Below are 16,554 nucleotides of genomic sequence, written 5' to 3'. Positions count from 1 at the left end.
CCTCCACTGTGCTGCGCTAGGCCGTCTTCGGCCGCGCGAACTCGTCGTAGGGCAGCGTGATCGGGCGGGTCCGCGGAGGCATCCGCACGACCGCCTCGAGCGCCGGGCCCAGAGCCTCGCGCCAGGCGCGGTAGCCGTCCTCGTTGAGGTGCAGGCCGTCCGGCGAGTACTGCTCGAGCAGTCCGCCGTCCTCGCCCGCGAGCACCGGCCACAGGTCGAGGTAGCCCGCGTGCGCCGTGGGCGCGAACTGCCACAGGTGGCGGTTGATCTCGCGGATCTGCGGCGCGAACTCGTGTCCGCGCGGCAGGACCGAGGTCACCAGGATGCGCACGTCCGGGAGGTCGCGCCGGAACGTCGCGACGATCGTCTCGATGTTGCGCACGACGTGCTCCGTCGTGCGGTGCCAGGCGAGGTCGTTGGTGCCGATCAGCAGCACCACCGTGTCCGGCTCCTGCGCGACCAGCTCGGCGAGCCGCGCGACGACGTCCGCCGTGGTGGCCCCTCCGACTCCCTCGTCGACGACCGTCGACTCCGTCAGCCACTCGCCCCAGGCTCCCGCCTGGATGATGCTGTCCCCGATGAAGAGGACCTTCCCCAGCTGGAGTCCGCGCCCCGCGTCCGTACTCGACCGTTCGCTCATCGTGCTCCTCTCGTCGGCGTCCCGGGCGGCCTCGCCGCCGCCGGACCCCTCCATTGTCACCGCTGCACCCGGCGCCCGCCAGGGGAGCGCTCGTCGCCGGAGTCCGGCAGGTCGGCCGCGGTGGCCGTGATGCGGTTGGCCATGCCGTTGAAGATGATGCCGTGGAAGGGCAGGATCGCGAACCAGTAGAGCCTGCCCGCGAGGCCCTGCGGGAAGAACACCGCGCGCTGCGTGTAGACCGAGCCGCCGTCTCCGGAGGGCTCGGCGCGCATCTCGAGCCAGGCCCCGCCGGGCACCTTCATCTCGGCGCGCAGGCGCAGGAGCTTCGGCCGCTCGATCTCCTCGACGCGCCAGAAGTCGAGGGCGTCGCCGGCGTGCAGGCGCGCGGAGTCGCGGCGCCCGCGCTGCAGGCCCACTCCCCCGACGAGGCGGTCCATCCAGCCGCGGATCACCCACGCGAGCGGGAAGGAGTACCAGCCGTTGGTGCCGCCGATGCCCTCGATGACGCGCCAGAGCTTGGCCGGGTCGGCCGGGGTGCGGCGCTCCTTGAGGTCCACGTAGACCGTGTGGCCGGCCCACTCCGGGTCGCTCGGCAGCGGATCGCTGGGAGCGCCGACGACCTCCGCGTTCTGCCAGCTCGTCTCGATCTCGCCCGCCTGCATCTTTCCCAGCGCGAGCCGGACGGCGCGGCGGTAGGAGGTCAGCCCGCCCTCGGGGTCGGGGATGAGCGCGCGGATGTCCTGCTCGTGCACGACGCAGTCGTACTGCAGCGAGGCGATGATGGGCACCGCGAGCGAGCGCGGGATCGGCGTGACCAGGTTGACCCACTGCGAGGCCAGCCACGGGGTGAACACCGGCAGGGACGCGATCGGCCGCTGCGGGAGTCCGGCCTCGACCGCGTAGCCGTTCATCATCTGGCCGTAGCGGAGCACGTCGGGCCCGCCGATGTCGAAGGTGCGGTTGAGCGTGGCGTCCTCGAGCGACGCGGAGCCGATCAGGTAGTGCAGCACGTCGCGCACGGCGATCGGCTGGATGAAGTTGCGCACCCACTGCGGCGCGGGCATGTACGGCAGCACGTCGGTGAGGTGGCGCACCATCTCGAACGAGGTCGACCCGGAGCCGATGATCACGCCCGCCTGCAGGGCGATCGTCGGCACTCCCGACTCCATCAGGATCCGGCCCACCTCAGCGCGCGAGCGGAGGTGCTTCGAGAGCTCCTGGCCCTCGGGGTGCAGGCCGCCGAGGTAGACGATGCGGCCGACGCCGGCCGACCTCGCGGCCGTGGCGACGTTCTGCGCGGCGCGGCTCTCGACCTCCTCGAAGTGGGCGTGGTCGTTGCCCGAGCCCATCGAGTGGACGAGGTAGTAGAGGACGTCGACGCCCTCGACCGCGGCCTCCAGCGACTCCGGATCGCCGAGATCGCCCTGGGCGACCTCGACCTCCTCCGCCCACGGCACGTCGACCAGCTTGCGCGGGTCGCGCACCAGGACGCGCACCCGGAAGCCCGCCTCGAGGAGGCGCGGCGTCAGCCGGCCGCCGATGTAGCCGGTCGCGCCGGTGACGAGCGCGAGGGGGCGCGCCGAGTCGGAGGGGGTTTCGCTCATGCGGCCACGGTACGCCGATGGCCCCGGGACCTCTCCCGCTGGTGCGGGCCCGCGGCCCCTGCTAGGCGGCGGCCGGCATCCCGCTCAGTCGATGCCGAGGACCTCGCGGACCTGCACCACGTCGTGGTTCATCTGGCGGATGAGGGGCTCGACGCCCTCGTAGGCGACCTGGCCGCGGATCCGGCCGACGAACGCCACGTCGACCACGCGGTCGTAGAGGTCGAGGGTGTCGAGCGTCTGATCGAGCACGTACGCCTCGACCTGCTTGGGCGGCACTCCGACGAAGGTCGGGTTGCTGCCGACCGAGATCGCGGCGGGATGCGTGACGCCGTCGGTGGTGAGCCGGCCCGCGTAGACGCCGTCGGCCGGGATCAGGCCCTGCGACTGCGGCGAGAGGTTCGCGGTCGGGAAGCCCAGCTCGCGGCCGCGCTTCGCTCCGTGCACGACCACGCCGCGGACGACGGGCTCGTGCCCGAGCAGGCGCGTCGCGTGCTCCACGTCGCCCTCGGCCAGCAGCTCGCGGATCCAGGTGGAGGAGACGCGGCGCCCGTCCTCGGGCCGCACGTCGTCGATCAGCTCCACATCGAATCCGTGCTGCCCGCCGAGCACGCGCAGCAGGTCGACGTCGCCCGCTCCCCGGGCGCCGAAGCGGAAGTCGGAGCCGACGAGGACCACGCGGGCCTCGAGTGCCTCCACCAGCACCTGCTCGACGAACTGCTCGGGCGAGAGCGCCCGGAACGCCTCGTCGAAGGTGAGCAGCAGGGTCGCGTCCACGCCGGTCCCGGCGAGGAGCTCGAGCTTCTGCTCGTTGCCGACCAGGACGGGCGGGCACTTCTCCGGCGCGATCACGCTGAGCGGATTGCGGTCGAAGGTGACGACGACGGCGGCGAGCCCCTGCTCGCGGGCCCGCTCGTGCAGCCGGCCGATGACGGCCCGGTGCCCGGAGTGGACGCCGTCGAACTTGCCGATCGTGACGGCGGAGGGTCCGATCCCGGCCAGGTCGCCGGGGCGGGTCTCGACGCGCATCAGGCGGCCGCCCGGGGCGTGCGCCGCCCCTGCACGCGGAGCCACCAGAGGCCGAGCACGGGCAGGACGAGCGGGATGAGCAGGTAGCCGGCGCCGAAGGCCGCCCACACCGTCGACTGGCGCCCGAACGGGTCGGCGCTCGCGAGCCCGAGGAGCTGCGGAGCGAGGAGGCTGAGCGCGCCGACCACGAGCACGCCCACCAGCTCGAAGGTGATCGTCACCCACGCGACGCGCTGCCAGGCGCGGCCCGGGACGATCAGGGCGACCGTCGCGACGATGTACACGACGGCCGAGAGCGCCGAGAGCGAGAACGCCAGCGGCGCCTCGTCGAACCGGTCGATGATCTGGAAGACGGAGCGCCCCGTCGCGGCGAGCGCGAGGATCCCGTAGACCACGACCAGGAGGCTGCCGATCCCGCGCGAGCGGGCGGAACGGTTCGGCTCTCCGCTCCCGGGGGCCGAGGGGACTGAGGGGTCGTGAGCGGCCCGTCCGGACGCATCGCTGGCTGGTTTCGACATCGCACGTCCATGCTAGGCGCTCGCCGGGCCGGGCCCGGTGGCGGACCCGATCAGGCGCTCTGGAAGAACCAGATCTGGTGCATCCGGTAGACCATGACCGCGATCGAGAGGCAGGCGACGCCCAGGATCACGGTGCTCCAGCGGCTCCGCTCGATGAGCGCCCAGAACCCGGCAGCGAGCGGCAGGAGCAGCGCCGAGATCAGGTAGATGTAGTACTCCGGCAGGCTCCCCGACGGGCGGTTGCCGACCAGCGGCGACACGATCGCGACCGCCAGCTGGACGATCAGCAGCAGCTCGACGATCGCCGTCGCGCCGACCGAGACGTCCGAGGGACGGCGGGCGAGCAGCCCGAGCACGAGGCAGAGCAGGCCGGCCGCGACGGCGATCCCCACCTGGAGGATCGTGAACCACTCGATCACGAGGCGGCCGTCCGCAGGTCCTCGGTCGGGAAGTTGACGACGCTCTTGAGCTGGGTGCCGCGCCGCTCGGCGAGGCCGATCAGCCGCTCCCCCGGGCCGACCGCGGCGAGGAGGCCCTTCGCTCCCGCCACCGCCTCCGGGGCCGGGATGCGCTTGCCGTTCGCGAGATCGCCCGCCTCCTGGGCGTCGAGGCGCAGCAGGGGGAACAGCTCGCCCGCCACGAGCGTCGGCGGCAGGAGCGCGGCGGGGACGTCGAGCTCGTCGATCTCGCCGGCCTGGGCCACGGAGAAGGGGCCGACCGCGGTGCGCCGCAGCGCGGTCAGGTGGCCGCCGACTCCGAGGGACGCGCCCAGGTCGCGGGCGAGCGCGCGGATGTAGGTGCCGGAGGAGCAGGTGACGCGCACGTCCAGGTCGAGGAACCCCTCGACCGGGCGGCTCGCCAGGACGGCGAACTCCGAGACGGTCACGGGGCGGGAGGCGAGCACGACCTCCTCGCCGTCGCGGGCGCGGGCGTAGGCGCGGCGGCCGTCCACCTTGATCGCGCTGACCGTGCTCGGGACCTGCTCGATCGCTCCGGTGAGGGCCGCGATCGCGTCGGACACCGGCTCCGGGGCGAGGGCCGCGACGAGGGCGGGCTCCGCCGAGGCGAGCACCTCGCCCTCCTGGTCGTCGGTGGTGGTGGAGGAGCCCAGCCGGATCGTCGCCTCGTACTGCTTGTCGAGGCCGACGAGGTAGGTGAGCAGGCGCGTCGAGGGGCCGAGACCGAGGATCATCAGCCCGGTCGCCATCGGATCGAGCGTCCCCGCGTGGCCGACCTTGCGGGTCCCCGCGCGGCGGCGGGTCCGCGAGACGAGGTCGTGGCTGGTGATGCCGCCGGGCTTGTCCAGCAGGAGGATCCCGTTCGGAGCCGGGGCGGGGGTCTCGAGCACGGGTGCGAGGATACACGGACGGATCGGGAGTACCCCCGGGGTGGGGCCGGAGCCCTCCCCCGCCCGTCCTAGGCTGTCCGGATGAGGATCGCAGTACTCGGAGCAGGCGCCGTCGGCGGCACCATCGCCGCCCTTCTCGACCGCGCCGGGCACGACGTCGAGGTCACCGCCCGAGGCGACCACCTCACCGCGATCCGCCGGTCGGGGATCCGGCTCGACGGGGCGTGGGGCGAGCACACCGCCTGGGTCCGCTGCGGCGAGTCCCTCGACCTGGTGCCCGATCTCGCCTTCGTCTGCACGAAAGCGCAGGACGCCGAGGACGCGCTGCGCACCAACCGCCGCACGGTCGACGGCACTCTCGTCGTCGTCGTCCAGAACGGACTGGACGGACTCACCGCGGCGGCCCGGCAGGTGCGCGACGCCCGGCTCGTGGGTGCTCTCGCCCTCTTCGCCGCGAGCCACCTCGAACCCGGCCGGGTCACCGTCACGGCTCCTGCCACGACCACGCTCGGCGTCCCCGGCCGCCCGGCCGACGACGACGTCCGACGGGCCGCCGCCGTGCTCGGCGAGGCGGTCCCCACCGCCGTCACCGACGACTTCACCGGAGCGCAGTGGACGAAGCTGCTGATCAACGAGGTCAATGCCCTGCCCGCGATCACCGGGCTCTCGGTCCAGGAGACGATCGACGATCCGGGGCTGCGGCGCGTCCTCGCCCGGTCGATGCGCGAGGCCGCCCGGACGGGCCTCGCGTCGGGCGTCCGCTTCGGCTCGCTGCAGGGACTCTCGAACACGTCCGTCCGCGCCCTGGCCGCCGCTCCCCTGCCCCTGGTCGAGCTGCTCCCCCGCCGGATGGCCGCGCGGATGGGCGAGGTGCCGAACCCCGGGTCGACGCTGCAGAGCGTCCGCCGCGGAGTGCCGAGCGAGATCGACCACCTGGCCGGGGCCGTGGTCCGCACCGCTCACCGCGGCGGGCGCGAGGCACCGGTCAACCAGCTGCTGGTCGACCTGGTGCACGAGGTCGAGCGGGCGGGCGCCTTCGTGCCGCCGGCTGAGGTCGTGCGCCGCGCCGCCCTGGTCTGAGCCCGCGGCCCTGTCGGACGGATGCCGCCCGCGGCGGCGGCCTCCGTCCCGAGGCTCAGCAGGAGTCGGCGAAGAGGCGCCGGGGCTGCTCCGGGTCGCGGATGTCGACGAGGATCCCCGCCAGTCGGCGCGGGTCCGTCGTGGCGCGGTACGCCGCGTCCACCGGCGGCTCCTGCGTGTCGAGGCGGATGCTGGTGCTCCACGCTCCGCGCAGCTCCGGCCGGAGGGCGAACTCGCCGTCGACGAGCAGCACCGCGTCGCGGCCGGCGGTCCGCCAGCGCGCCTGCCGCGCCTCGTCGCGCACTGCGTCGAAGCCCGCGAGCACGAACCCGGTGCTGCCGCCGAGGGTGAACGGATCGAGCAGCACGCGGCGCAGGAGCTCGTAGTCGTACCCGGCCGCGTAGGAGCGCTGCTCGTCGGGCACGGCGGGGTCGTCCCGATCGGCGCGGGGACGTCGGAAGTCGGCGAGTTGCGCGACGATCGCGTCCTTGCCGGCCCGGCGGAGCGCCTCCGCGAGGTCGAGAGCGAACGCCGCGCTCACCGCGGGGTCGTCGCCGTCGATCCCGACCTTGACCCGCCCGCGCCCGTAGTTGTGCAGCACCTCCGCCGCGAGAGCGTCGAGCACATCGGCCTTCTGCGGAGCCCACCTGGTCATCCGCCCACGATACGCGCCGCCGCCTAGTGTGGGCTGATGCCCTCCGACCCTCTCGCCGACGCGATCACCGCCTGGTTCCGCACGAGCGCCCGCGACCTGCCGTGGCGCCGCGAGGGCTTCCCCGCCTGGGGCACGCTCGTCAGCGAGTTCATGCTGCAGCAGACCCCGGTGGTCCGCGTCGTCCCGCGTCTGGCGGAGTGGCTGGAGCGCTGGCCGACACCCTCCGCGCTCGCCGCCGTCCCTCCCGGCGAGGCGGTGCGCGCCTGGCAGTCCCTGGGCTATCCGCGGCGGGCCCTGCGCCTGCACGCCTGTGCCGTGGCGATCGCCGAGGAGCACGGCGACGTGGTCCCCGACGACGTCGAGACCCTCCTCGCGCTGCCCGGCATCGGCGACTACACCGCCCGCGCCATCGCCGTGTTCGCCTACGGGAGGCGGCACCCCGTGGTCGACACCAACGTCCGCCGGGTCCTCGCGCGCGCGGTCGACGGAGCGGCGGAGCCCGGCCCGCCCCGCGCGAGGGCCGACCTCGCTGCGATGTCGGCGCTGCTGCCCGAGTCGCTCTCCGAGGCGGCGGCCTTCAACGCGGGCGCGATGGAGCTGGGGGCGATCATCTGCACCGCCCGCGCTCCGCGCTGCGACGAGTGCCCGATCCGCGACCTCTGCCGCTGGCGGGCGGAGGGGTACCCCGAGCACACCGGGCCCGTGAAGGCGAAGCAGAAGCGGTTCGAGGGCTCGGACCGCCAGGTCCGCGGCCTCATCCTCGCCGAGCTGCGCGCCGCGCACGGCCCGGTCACCGCGGCCGAGGTGGAGTCTCTCTGGCCGGACGCCGACCAACGCGGTCGCGCCCTGGCCGGGCTCCTCGCCGACGGCCTGGCGACGGGCGGCCCGGAGGACGGCTACCTCCTCCCCGGCTCCTGAGGGCCCGTCGACCGCCGTCCGCGTCGGAGGAGGCGGGTAGGGTCGGCGCCGTGACCGGTCGCCGCCTCCGCCTCCCCCGCCCCGACGCCGCCGTCGAGCGCGCCCTCGACGTCGACCTCGCCCAGGACGTCCAGCGCGCCCTCGCCGCGGTCCGCGTCGAGAACGACCTGCCCGGCCCGTTCCCGCCGGCCGCGCTGGCCGAGGCCGAGCACGCGGACGCCGGAGCGGACGACGAGGACCGCGTCGACCGGACGGACCTCCCCTTCGTGACGATCGACCCGCCCGGCTCGCTCGACCTGGACCAGGCCCTCCACCTGGAGCGCACGTCGGAGGGCGTCGTCCTCCGCTACGCCATCGCGGACGTGCCCGCGGTCGTCCGCACCGGCGGAGCGCTCGACGCCGAGACGCGCCGCCGCGGCCAGACCTACTACCTCCCGGACGGCCGCGTCCCGCTGCACCCCGCGGTCCTCTCCGAGGGGACCGCGTCGCTCCTGCCGGACGAGACGCGCCGAGCGCTGGTCTGGACGCTGACCCTCGACGAGCGGGCGGAGCCGCGCTCGGTGCACCTCGAGCGGGCGCTCGTGCGCAGCGTGGCCCGGCTCGACTACGAGGGCGTGCAGCGCAGCGTCGACGCGGGCGATCCGCACCCCTCCCTCGCCCTCCTCCCCTGGTTCGGACCCGAGCGCCTGGCGCGCGAGGCCGAGCGCGGAGGAGCGAGCCTGACACTGCCCGAGGAGGAGATCGTCGCCGCCGACGGCGGCTACCGGGTCGAGCGCCGCGCTCCCCTGGCCGTCGAGGGCTGGAACGCCCAGGTCTCGCTGCTGACCGGTATGGCGGCGGCGACGATGATGCTCGACGCGGGGGTGGGCATCCTCCGGACCATGCCCGAGGCCGACCCCGCCACCGTCGCGGCCTTCCGCTCCCGAGCCGCGGCGCTCGGCGTCCCGTGGCCCGAGGAGGAGGCCTACGGCGCCTACCTGCGCCGCCTCGACACCGACGACCCCGCCCAGCTCGCCATCATGTACGCCGCGGCGAGCCTGTTCCGCGGCGCCGGCTACACCGCCTTCGACGGCGCCCCGCCGGAGCATCCCGCGCAGGCGGCCCTCGCCGCGCCGTACGCGCACGTCACCGCGCCGCTGCGGCGCCTGGTCGACCGGTTCGGCCTCGCCGTCTGCCTCGCGGTGTCCCGCGGCGGAACGATCCCGTCGCAGCTGCGCGAGGCGCTGCCCCTGCTCCCGCCGCTCCTCGCCGCGAGCGACCGCCGGGCCGGAGCCGCCTCCCGTGCGGCGACCGCCATCGTCGAGGCCGCCGTCCTCCGAGGCCGCGAAGGAGCCTCCTTCAGCGGGATCGTCGTCTCCTCGGCGCGCACCCGCTCCTCGGTCCAGCTGCTCGACCCGGAGATCACCGTCGACCTCCCGGCCCCGCTCACGCCGGGAGCCCGTGTCGTCGTCGTCCTGGAATCGGTCGACGTCGCCACGGGCTCCGCGGTGTTCGGGCTCGGCGCCTAGTCCTCGTCGTCCTCGCGGGGCTTCACATAGGGGTCGGCCTCGCCGGCGTAGTCCGCCTGAGCGGCGAGCGACTGCACCTGCGAGTCCTGGCTGCGCGCGGCGGCGAGCAGGTCCTCGATGTGCTTCGCGTTCTCGGGCACCGCGTCGAGGATGAACTCGAGCGACGGCGTGAGCCGGGACGTGATGTTCCTGCCCACCTCGGTGCGGAGCATTCCGGTGGCGGCCTTGAGGGCCGCGGCCGAATCGGCGCGCTCCTCATCGGTGCCGTAGACCGTGTAGAACACCGAGGCGTGCTGCAGGTCGCCGGTCACCTGGACATCGGTGATGGTGACGAAGCCGAGGCGCGGGTCGCGGAGACCGCGCTCGAGCCGCTTCGCGACGATCACCTGGATACGTTCGGCGAGCTTCCTCGCCCGGGCCGGATCTGCCATGGCTGGTCCTCACATCTCTCTCGGCGAACCGTTCAGCTCGCCATTCAACCACTCTCCGCCCGGACGACCGGTCGCGTCCGAGGGGGCCTTGCTTCTGGGGCGTGATGCCCCTCGACCGCGCGTCTGCGACGGCGCGGGTGGGGTGCCTTCTCGCGGCTCCCTGATCCTCGGGGACCGGATGGGGAGGGAAGGCTCAGGTGCTGGATCGGGAGCCGGACATCGCCCGCAGGCTCGCTGCTCGCGAGCTGCTCGCTCAGCGGGCGCACCCACCGAGACGGGAGCGGCTGATCTTCGACGGCCTCCCACGCCCGGAGGTGCGGAAGCGCCCTCTGGAGGGTCCGCATCTCCGGGACACGGACGGCCCCCGATTCCTCCCGCAGGGCGCGAGAGGACGAGAGTCCCCTCCCGATCCCGCACGAACAGCGCCGTGAGACGCCGGAAGGCCCGGGCGCACCCGGGCCTTCCAGTGGAGCGGATCAGCCTCGCGGCTTCTCCTTCATCTCGATCGTCTCGATCTCGTCGCCGATCTGGATGTCGTTGTACTTTCCGAGTCCGATACCGGCCTCGTAGTCCGTACGGACCTCCGTGACGTCGTCCTTGAAGCGACGCAGCGACTCGATGGCCAGGTTGTCCCCGACCACGACGCCGTCACGGATGACGCGCGCCTTCGAGTTGCGGGTGATCGTGCCGGAGCGGACGATGACACCCGCGATGTTGCCGAACTTGGAGGAGCGGAACACCTCGCGGATCTCGGCGACACCGGACTGGACCTCCTCGAACTCGGGCTTGAGCATGCCCGTGAGCGAGTTCTCGACCTCTTCGATCGCGTTGTAGATGACCGAGTAGAAGCGGATGTCCACTCCTTCTCGAGCAGCGCGCTCGCGGGCCTTCGGGTCGGGGCGGACGTTGAAGCCCACGATGATCGCGTTGTCGATCGTCGCGAGGTTGACGTCCGACTCCGTGATCGCACCGACACCGCGGTGGATGATGCGCAGCTGCACCGAGTCGTCGACCTCGATCTTGACGAGCGACTCCTCCAGCGCCTCGACGGCACCGGACACGTCGCCCTTGATGATGAGGTTGAGCGACTCGACCTTGCCCTCCTCGAGAGCACGGGTGAAGTCCTCGAGCGAGATGCGCTTGCGGGCCTTGGCCAGCAGGGCGTTGCGCTGAGCGGCTTCGCGCTTCTCGGCGATCTGACGGGCCGTGCGGTCCTCCTCGGTGACGAGGAAGGTGTCGCCGGCGCGGGGCACGGACGAGAGTCCCTGCACCTGCACCGGACGCGACGGCACGGCTTCGAGGACGGCGTTGCCGTTCTCGTCCGCCATCGCACGGACGCGGCCGTAGGCCGTTCCGGCGACGATCGCGTCTCCGACGCGCAGCGTTCCCGACTGGATGAGCACGGTCGCGACCGCACCGCGTCCCTTGTCGAGCTTCGCCTCGATCGCGACTCCGCGCGCCTCCTTGTTGGGGTTGGCGCGCAGGTCGAGACCGGCGTCCGCGGTGAGCAGCACGGCGTCCAGGAGGTCCTGGATGCCGGTACCCGCGCGAGCCGACACGTCGACGAACATGACGTCTCCGCCGTACTCCTCGGCGACGAGCCCGAACTCGGTGAGCTGCTGGCGCACCTTGGCCGGGTTGGCGTCGGGCTTGTCCACCTTGTTCACCGCGACCACGATCGGCACGTTGGCCGCCTGGGCGTGGTTCAGCGCCTCGATGGTCTGCGGCATGATGCCGTCGTCCGCCGCGACCACGAGGATCGCGATGTCCGTGACCTGGGCACCGCGGGCTCGCATGGCGGTGAACGCCTCGTGACCCGGGGTGTCGATGAAGGTGATCGGGCGCTCGATGCCCTCGTGCTCCGCGACGACCTGGTACGCACCGATGTGCTGCGTGATGCCGCCCGCCTCGCCGGCGACGACGTTGGCGTTGCGGATCGCGTCGAGCAGGCGCGTCTTTCCGTGGTCGACGTGACCCATGACGGTGACGACCGGCGGACGGATCTCGAGGTCCTCGTCCGTCTCGTCGTCGAGCTCCTGCTCGAGGTCGAGACCGAAGCCCTCGAGGAGCTCCTTGTCCTCGTCCTCGGGCGAGACGACCTGGATCTTGAAGCCGAGCTCGGAGCCGAGCACCTCGAAGGTGGCCTCGTCGAGCGACTCGGTCGCCGTCGCCATCTCGCCGAGGGCGAAGAGGACCGTGACCAGGTTGCCGGGGGGCACCGGCACGCCGGTCATGGCCTCGATCTTGTCGGCGAAGTCCGAGATCGACGCGCCGCGGCGCAGACGGATGACCGTCCTGCCGTCGCCGCGGGGGACGCTGACGCCGCCGAGCGACGGGGCCTCCCTGAGCTCGAACTCCTGACGCTTCGTGCGCTTGGACTTCCGGGCCTTGCTCTTGCCGCCGCCGCGACCGAAGGCTCCTGCGGTTCCACCGCCGGGGCCGCGACCGCGACCGCCGCCGCCACCGGGACGCGGGGCGAAGCCGCCACCGGCACCGGGAGCGCCGCCGGGGCGCTGGAAGCCGCCGCCGGCCGGACGACCGGCACCGCCGGGACGTCCTGCTCCGCCGCCGGGTCCGCCGGGACGCTGGCCGAAGCCGGCGGGGCGCTGGCCCATGCCGGGTCCGCCGGGTCGGGGCGCGCCGGGGCGCGGAGCAGCCGGGCGGGGGATGTTGCCCGGGGTCGGACGCGATCCCATGCCCTGCGAGCTGGCGAAGGGGTTGTTGCCGGGGCGCGGGGCGGCGGGACGCTGTCCCATGCCCTGGTTGCTGGCGAACGGGTTGTTGCCCGGGCGGGGGGTGCCGCCGGGGCGGTTGGAGCCGCCCGAGGCGCCGCCGGGGCGCGGGGTGTTCGCGGCGGGAGCCGGACGCGGGGTCACGGGCTTGGGTCCGCCGGGGGTCGCGCCGGACGCAGGCTTCTCGGCGGCGGCCGGAGCCGCGGGGGCCTCGGTCGGAGCCGGAGCGGCGGCCTCGGCGGGCGCGTCCTTGGCTGCCTGGGCGCGCTGAGCGGCCGCGGCCTCCTGGGCGGCCTGAGCCTGGGCCTGGCGCTCGGCGACCGACATCGGCGGTGCCGGCGCCGGAGCGGGCGGCTTGGCCGGTCCGGGCGTGGGCGCGGACGGACGCGCGCCGGAGGGGCGCGGGGCCCCGGGACGGGCGCCGGCGGCGGGGGCGGCCGGGGTCGCCGACGCTCCCGCGGAGGAACCTCCCTGGCCCTGGAGGGCCTGGCGGAGCTTGCGCGCCACCGGGGGTTCGATGCTCGAGGACGGGCCCTTGACGAACTCGCCGAGCTCCTTCAACTTCGCAAGTGCGACCTTGCTATCGACACCCAGTTCGGATGCGATCTCGTGTACGCGTGGTTTTGCCACTTCTCTCCTGTCTTGGGCCTGCACCCAAGACGGGGGCAGGCGTCACGAACGGACGGGTCTCATTTCGAGCCGCTCATCAGTCTTCGCTCATGATCAGTTCACGGGCCGTTCTGCCTGTTCTCTATGGTGTGATCGTGCGCTGCTCCGGCCCCTCCGGTCGAGGGGCCGAGCCGGTCGGATCGTGCGATGTACTGCTCCAGCTCGCTCGCGTCCACGCTCTCGCGCGTCCGGAACGCTCTTCCGAACGCGCGGCGCTTGACCGCGAGCTCGTAGCAGTCGGCTGTGTCGTGGAGCCACGCTCCCCGACCAGGACGGACGGCACGCGGGTCTACCGCGAGGACGTTCGAGTGGAGGACCAGCCTCAGAAGAGAGGCCCGGGGGGCGCGCAGACGGCAGCCGACGCACGTTCTGACGGCTTCCACTCTACTCCCTCCCCTCCGGGACCGCTCCCCCGCACGGCCGATGCTCGGGGATCACTCCCCGTCCATCACCGAATCGGGCTGGATGTCGATCTTCGCGCCGGTCAGCTTGGCGGCGAGCCGGGCGTTCTGGCCCTCCTTGCCGATGGCGAGCGAGAGCTGGTAGTCGGGGACGAGCGCCCGGACGGCCTTGAGGCTCTGGTCGATCACGAACGCGCTGGTCACCTTGGCGGGCGAGAGCGCGCTGGCGACGAAGGTCGGCAGGTCGGAGGAGTAGTCGACGATGTCGATCTTCTCGTTGTTGAGCTCGGCGGTCACCGCGCGCACGCGCTGGCCGAGCTCGCCGATGCAGGCGCCCTTGGCGTTCACGCCGGGCTCGGTCGCGCGCACCGCGATCTTGGTGCGGTGGCCCGCCTCGCGGGCGAGGGAGACGATCTCCACCACGCCGGACGCGATCTCGGGGACCTCGAGGGCGAACAGCTTGCGCACCAGCGACGGGTGGGTGCGGGACACCTGGACCGACGGGCCCTTGGGTCCGCGGCCGACGCTCGTGACGTAGACGCGGATGCGGCGTCCGTGGCTGTAGTCCTCGCCGGGCACCTGCTCCTCGGGCGAGAGGATCGCCTCGATGGAGCCGAGGTCGACGTGGATCATCCGCGGGTTGGGGCCCTGCTGGATGACGCCGGCGACGATGTCGCCCTCGCGGCCCTTGAACTCGCCGAGCACGTGCTCGTCGGCGATGTCGCGCAGGCGCTGGTTGATGACCTGCTTCGCGGCGAAGGCGGCGATGCGGCCGAAGTCGCGCGGGGAGTCCTCGGCCTCGCCCACGACGGCGCCCTCCTCGTCGAGCTCGGGCACGAAGACCGAGACGTGACCGGTCTTGCGGTCGAGGTGCACTCGCGCGTCGACGGCGGTGGCCTTGTCGGCGTCGTCGGCCTGGCCGATGTGCTTGAGGTAGGCGGTCAGGATCGCCTGCTCGATGATCTGCACGAGTTCCTCGAAGGGGATCTCGCGCTCGCGCTCCATGAGTCGCAGAACGCTCAGGTCGATGTCCACGGGCGGGCCTTTCTCTCTATTCACTTGGATGCCGCGGTGGTGACCGCGGTCGTTCGCCTGCCGGGCTCTCACCCGGATCAGCCCTCAAGGGTACCCGACGCGGCCCGGGGTTCCACCCGCGGATCCTGCCGACGCACGGAGGGCCCCGCCTGCCACGGGAAGCGGTGGCGGGCCCCTCGGCGTGTCGGGTCTAGGCGCCCAGCCGGGCGAGCGCCTCGGCGACCGGGAGCTGCTCGCGCTCGCCGGACCGGCGGTCCCACAGCTCGACGATCCCGTCGGCCGCTCCTCGGCCCGCGATGACGATCACGGGCACCCCGATCAGCTCGGCGTCGCCGAACTTGACGCCGGGCGAGACCTTCGGGCGGTCGTCGATCAGCACGTCGCGGCCGGCGGCCTCGAGGGAGGCGCCGACCGACTCGGCGAGCTCGAGAGCCGCCGCGTCCTTGCCGGTCGCGATGACGTGCACGTCGAACGGCGCGACGTTCGCGGGCCAGAGCAGCCCTCGGTCGTCGTGGGTGGCCTCGGCGATGATGGCGAGGATGCGGGTCACGCCGATGCCGTAGGAGCCCATCGTGACGGTGACGAGCTTCCCGTTCTCGTCGAGCACCTTCAGCCCGAGGACGTCGGCGTACTTGCGGCCGAGCTGGAAGACGTGGCCGATCTCCATGCCGCGGGCGGTCTCGATCGGGCCCGAGCCGTCGGGCGCCTCGTCGCCGGTGCGGACGTCCGCGACCTCGACGGTGGCGTCGCCGTGGAAGTCGCGGCCGGCGACCAGGTCGAGGACGTGCTGCCCGGAGACGTTGGCCCCGGTGATCCAGGCGGTGCCGTCGACCACGCGCGGGTCGAGCAGGTAGCGGACGCCGGTCGCTGACTCCTCGCCCAGGACGGCTCCCTCGGCCGACCAGGGTCCGATGTAGCCCTTGACCAGTCCGGGGTGCTTCGCGAAGTCCTCCGCCGTGGCGGCCTCGACCTCGGCCGGGGCGAAGGCCACCTCGGCGCGCTTGAGGTCGACGTCGCGGTCGCCGGGCAGGCCGACGATCACGAGCTCGCGGGTGCCGTCGAGCGCGGTGAGCGCGAGGACGACGTTCTTCAGGGTGTCGGCGGCGGTCCAGGCGCGGCCGTCGGGGCGGGGCTGCGTCGCGTTCGCCAGGTCGACCAGGGTCTGGATGGTCGGGGTGTCGGGCGAGTCGAAGACGCGCGCCTCGGGCAGGCCCTCGACGGGCAGCGCCGCGGGGACGGGCGTGCGGTACGCCTCGACGTTCGCCGCGTACCCTCCCGCCGACCGGACGAAGGTGTCCTCGCCGACGGGGGTGGGGTGCAGGAACTCCTCGCTCCGGGAGCCGCCCATCGCTCCGGCGTCGGCCTGCACGATCACGTACTCCAGGCCCAGACGGGCGAAGATCCGCTCGTAGGCGTCGCGCTGGCGCTGGTAGCTCGCGTCGAGGCCGGCGTCGGTGTAGTCGAAGGAGTACGCGTCCTTCATCGTGAACTCGCGGCCGCGCAGGAGGCCCGCGCGGGGCCGCGCCTCGTCCCGGTACTTGTCCTGGATCTGGTAGATCGACAGGGGCAGGTCCTTGTAGGAGGAGTAGAGGTCCTTCACGAGCAGCGTGAAGAACTCCTCGTGCGTGGGAGCCAGCATGTAATCGGCGTCCTTGCGGTCCTTCAGGCGGAACACGCCGTCGCCGTACTCGGTCCAGCGGCCCGAGAGCTCGTAGGGCTCGCGGGGCAGGAGCGCGGGGAAGTGCACCTCCTGGGCGCCGGCGGCCTCCATCTCCTCGTGGATGATCCGCTCGATGCGGCGCTTGACGCGCAGTCCCAGCGGCAGCCAGGCGAAGACGCCGGGCGCCTGACGGCGGATGTAGCCCGCGCGGACGAGGAGGCGGTGGCCCGCGACCTCGGCGTCGGCGGGATCCTCCCGGAGCGTGCGGACGAACAGATGCGAGAGACGGGTGACCACGAGGGACGATCCTATCCGCTGCGCTCCCCCGG

Annotated in this window: 15 protein-coding genes; 3 read left to right on the top strand and 12 right to left on the bottom strand. The window is 73.1% G+C overall.

What is annotated here, in order from left to right; genetic code table 11:
- Nucleotides 1–16: 16 nt before the first annotated feature.
- From C5C25_RS02395 to truB, 6 genes are all read right to left on the bottom strand, one after another.
- Nucleotides 17–640 carry a GDSL-type esterase/lipase family protein gene (locus tag C5C25_RS02395; protein WP_104225671.1) on the bottom strand — a complete coding sequence of 208 codons (624 nt, stop codon included), beginning with the start codon at nt 638–640 and terminating at the stop codon, nt 17–19.
- A 56-nt stretch (nt 641–696) separates the two neighbouring features.
- Complete coding sequence (locus C5C25_RS02390; protein WP_104225599.1) at nt 697–2,244, bottom strand: SDR family oxidoreductase; 1,548 nt, start codon at nt 2,242–2,244, stop codon at nt 697–699.
- Between the two features lie 84 nt (nt 2,245–2,328).
- Nucleotides 2,329–3,270: a bifunctional riboflavin kinase/FAD synthetase gene (locus C5C25_RS02385; protein ID WP_104249656.1), complete on the bottom strand. Its 942-nt coding sequence runs from the start codon at nt 3,268–3,270 to the stop codon at nt 2,329–2,331.
- Nucleotides 3,270–3,788: a hypothetical protein gene (locus tag C5C25_RS02380; RefSeq protein WP_258066596.1), complete on the bottom strand. Its 519-nt coding sequence runs from the start codon at nt 3,786–3,788 to the stop codon at nt 3,270–3,272. Before C5C25_RS02380 ends, C5C25_RS02385 begins: the two co-directional genes overlap by 1 nt.
- A 50-nt stretch (nt 3,789–3,838) precedes the next feature.
- Nucleotides 3,839–4,207: a hypothetical protein gene (locus C5C25_RS02375; protein ID WP_104223058.1), complete on the bottom strand. Its 369-nt coding sequence runs from the start codon at nt 4,205–4,207 to the stop codon at nt 3,839–3,841.
- Nucleotides 4,204–5,136, bottom strand: coding sequence for a tRNA pseudouridine(55) synthase TruB (gene truB, locus C5C25_RS02370; protein ID WP_104249601.1), 933 nt, complete (start codon nt 5,134–5,136; stop codon nt 4,204–4,206). The genes C5C25_RS02375 and truB overlap by 4 nt, the downstream gene beginning before the upstream one ends.
- Before the next feature lie 81 nt (nt 5,137–5,217).
- On the opposite strand from truB, the gene C5C25_RS02365 reads away from it, so the two are divergent.
- Nucleotides 5,218–6,216, top strand: coding sequence for a ketopantoate reductase family protein (locus C5C25_RS02365; RefSeq protein WP_104249600.1), 999 nt, complete (start codon nt 5,218–5,220; stop codon nt 6,214–6,216).
- Nucleotides 6,217–6,271: 55 nt separating this feature from the next.
- On the opposite strand, the gene C5C25_RS02360 is transcribed toward C5C25_RS02365, so the two are convergent.
- Nucleotides 6,272–6,871 carry a hypothetical protein gene (locus C5C25_RS02360; RefSeq protein WP_146079414.1) on the bottom strand — a complete coding sequence of 200 codons (600 nt, stop codon included), beginning with the start codon at nt 6,869–6,871 and terminating at the stop codon, nt 6,272–6,274.
- Between the two features lie 36 nt (nt 6,872–6,907).
- Here C5C25_RS02360 and C5C25_RS02355 point away from each other — a divergent pair, with 36 nt between their 5' ends.
- Together C5C25_RS02355 and C5C25_RS02350 are read left to right on the top strand one after the other, a co-directional pair.
- Entirely contained in the window at nt 6,908–7,789 is an 882-nt protein-coding gene (locus C5C25_RS02355) for an A/G-specific adenine glycosylase (protein WP_104249598.1), read from the top strand.
- 50 nt (nt 7,790–7,839) lie between these two features.
- The gene (locus tag C5C25_RS02350; protein ID WP_104249597.1) at nt 7,840–9,297 is read left to right on the top strand and encodes a ribonuclease catalytic domain-containing protein; all 1,458 of its coding nucleotides are present in this window, start codon (nt 7,840–7,842) and stop codon (nt 9,295–9,297) included.
- On the opposite strand, the gene rbfA is transcribed toward C5C25_RS02350, so the two are convergent.
- The 5 genes from rbfA to C5C25_RS02325 form a co-directional block, all read right to left on the bottom strand.
- A complete protein-coding gene (gene rbfA / locus C5C25_RS02345; protein WP_104223052.1) occupies nt 9,294–9,728 on the bottom strand; it encodes a 30S ribosome-binding factor RbfA in 435 nt (144 codons plus the stop codon). The genes C5C25_RS02350 and rbfA overlap by 4 nt on opposite strands.
- Before the next feature lie 476 nt (nt 9,729–10,204).
- Nucleotides 10,205–13,090: a translation initiation factor IF-2 gene (gene infB / locus C5C25_RS02340; RefSeq protein WP_104246572.1), complete on the bottom strand. Its 2,886-nt coding sequence runs from the start codon at nt 13,088–13,090 to the stop codon at nt 10,205–10,207.
- Nucleotides 13,091–13,188: 98 nt separating this feature from the next.
- Nucleotides 13,189–13,512: a YlxR family protein gene (locus C5C25_RS02335; protein WP_104225593.1), complete on the bottom strand. Its 324-nt coding sequence runs from the start codon at nt 13,510–13,512 to the stop codon at nt 13,189–13,191.
- A gap of 51 nt (nt 13,513–13,563) precedes the next feature.
- Nucleotides 13,564–14,565: a transcription termination factor NusA gene (gene nusA, locus C5C25_RS02330; RefSeq protein ID WP_104225180.1), complete on the bottom strand. Its 1,002-nt coding sequence runs from the start codon at nt 14,563–14,565 to the stop codon at nt 13,564–13,566.
- Nucleotides 14,566–14,755: 190 nt separating this feature from the next.
- Nucleotides 14,756–16,522 carry a proline--tRNA ligase gene (locus C5C25_RS02325; protein WP_104225179.1) on the bottom strand — a complete coding sequence of 589 codons (1,767 nt, stop codon included), beginning with the start codon at nt 16,520–16,522 and terminating at the stop codon, nt 14,756–14,758.
- Between the last annotated feature and the right edge of the window lie 32 nt (nt 16,523–16,554).

The sequence above is a fragment of the Rathayibacter sp. AY2B9 genome (assembly GCF_002931595.1).
Taxonomy (GTDB): Bacteria; Actinomycetota; Actinomycetes; order Actinomycetales; family Microbacteriaceae; genus Rathayibacter.
The sequence above is the reverse complement of the archived record's forward strand: the minus strand, read 5'-3'. Positions and strand labels throughout refer to the sequence as shown.

Excerpts from the sequence above, each read along its gene's own strand:
- C5C25_RS02395 (WP_104225671.1), bottom strand. The coding sequence starts at position 640 with ATGAGCGAACGGTCGAGTACGGACGCGGGGCGCGGACTCCAGCTGGGG.
- C5C25_RS02390 (WP_104225599.1), bottom strand. The coding sequence starts at position 2,244 with ATGAGCGAAACCCCCTCCGACTCGGCGCGCCCCCTCGCGCTCGTCACC.
- C5C25_RS02385 (WP_104249656.1), bottom strand. The coding sequence starts at position 3,270 with ATGCGCGTCGAGACCCGCCCCGGCGACCTGGCCGGGATCGGACCCTCC.
- C5C25_RS02380 (WP_258066596.1), bottom strand. The coding sequence starts at position 3,788 with ATGTCGAAACCAGCCAGCGATGCGTCCGGACGGGCCGCTCACGACCCC.
- C5C25_RS02365 (WP_104249600.1), top strand. The coding sequence starts at position 5,218 with ATGAGGATCGCAGTACTCGGAGCAGGCGCCGTCGGCGGCACCATCGCC.
- C5C25_RS02360 (WP_146079414.1), bottom strand. The coding sequence starts at position 6,871 with ATGACCAGGTGGGCTCCGCAGAAGGCCGATGTGCTCGACGCTCTCGCG.
- C5C25_RS02355 (WP_104249598.1), top strand. The coding sequence starts at position 6,908 with ATGCCCTCCGACCCTCTCGCCGACGCGATCACCGCCTGGTTCCGCACG.
- rbfA (WP_104223052.1), bottom strand. The coding sequence starts at position 9,728 with ATGGCAGATCCGGCCCGGGCGAGGAAGCTCGCCGAACGTATCCAGGTG.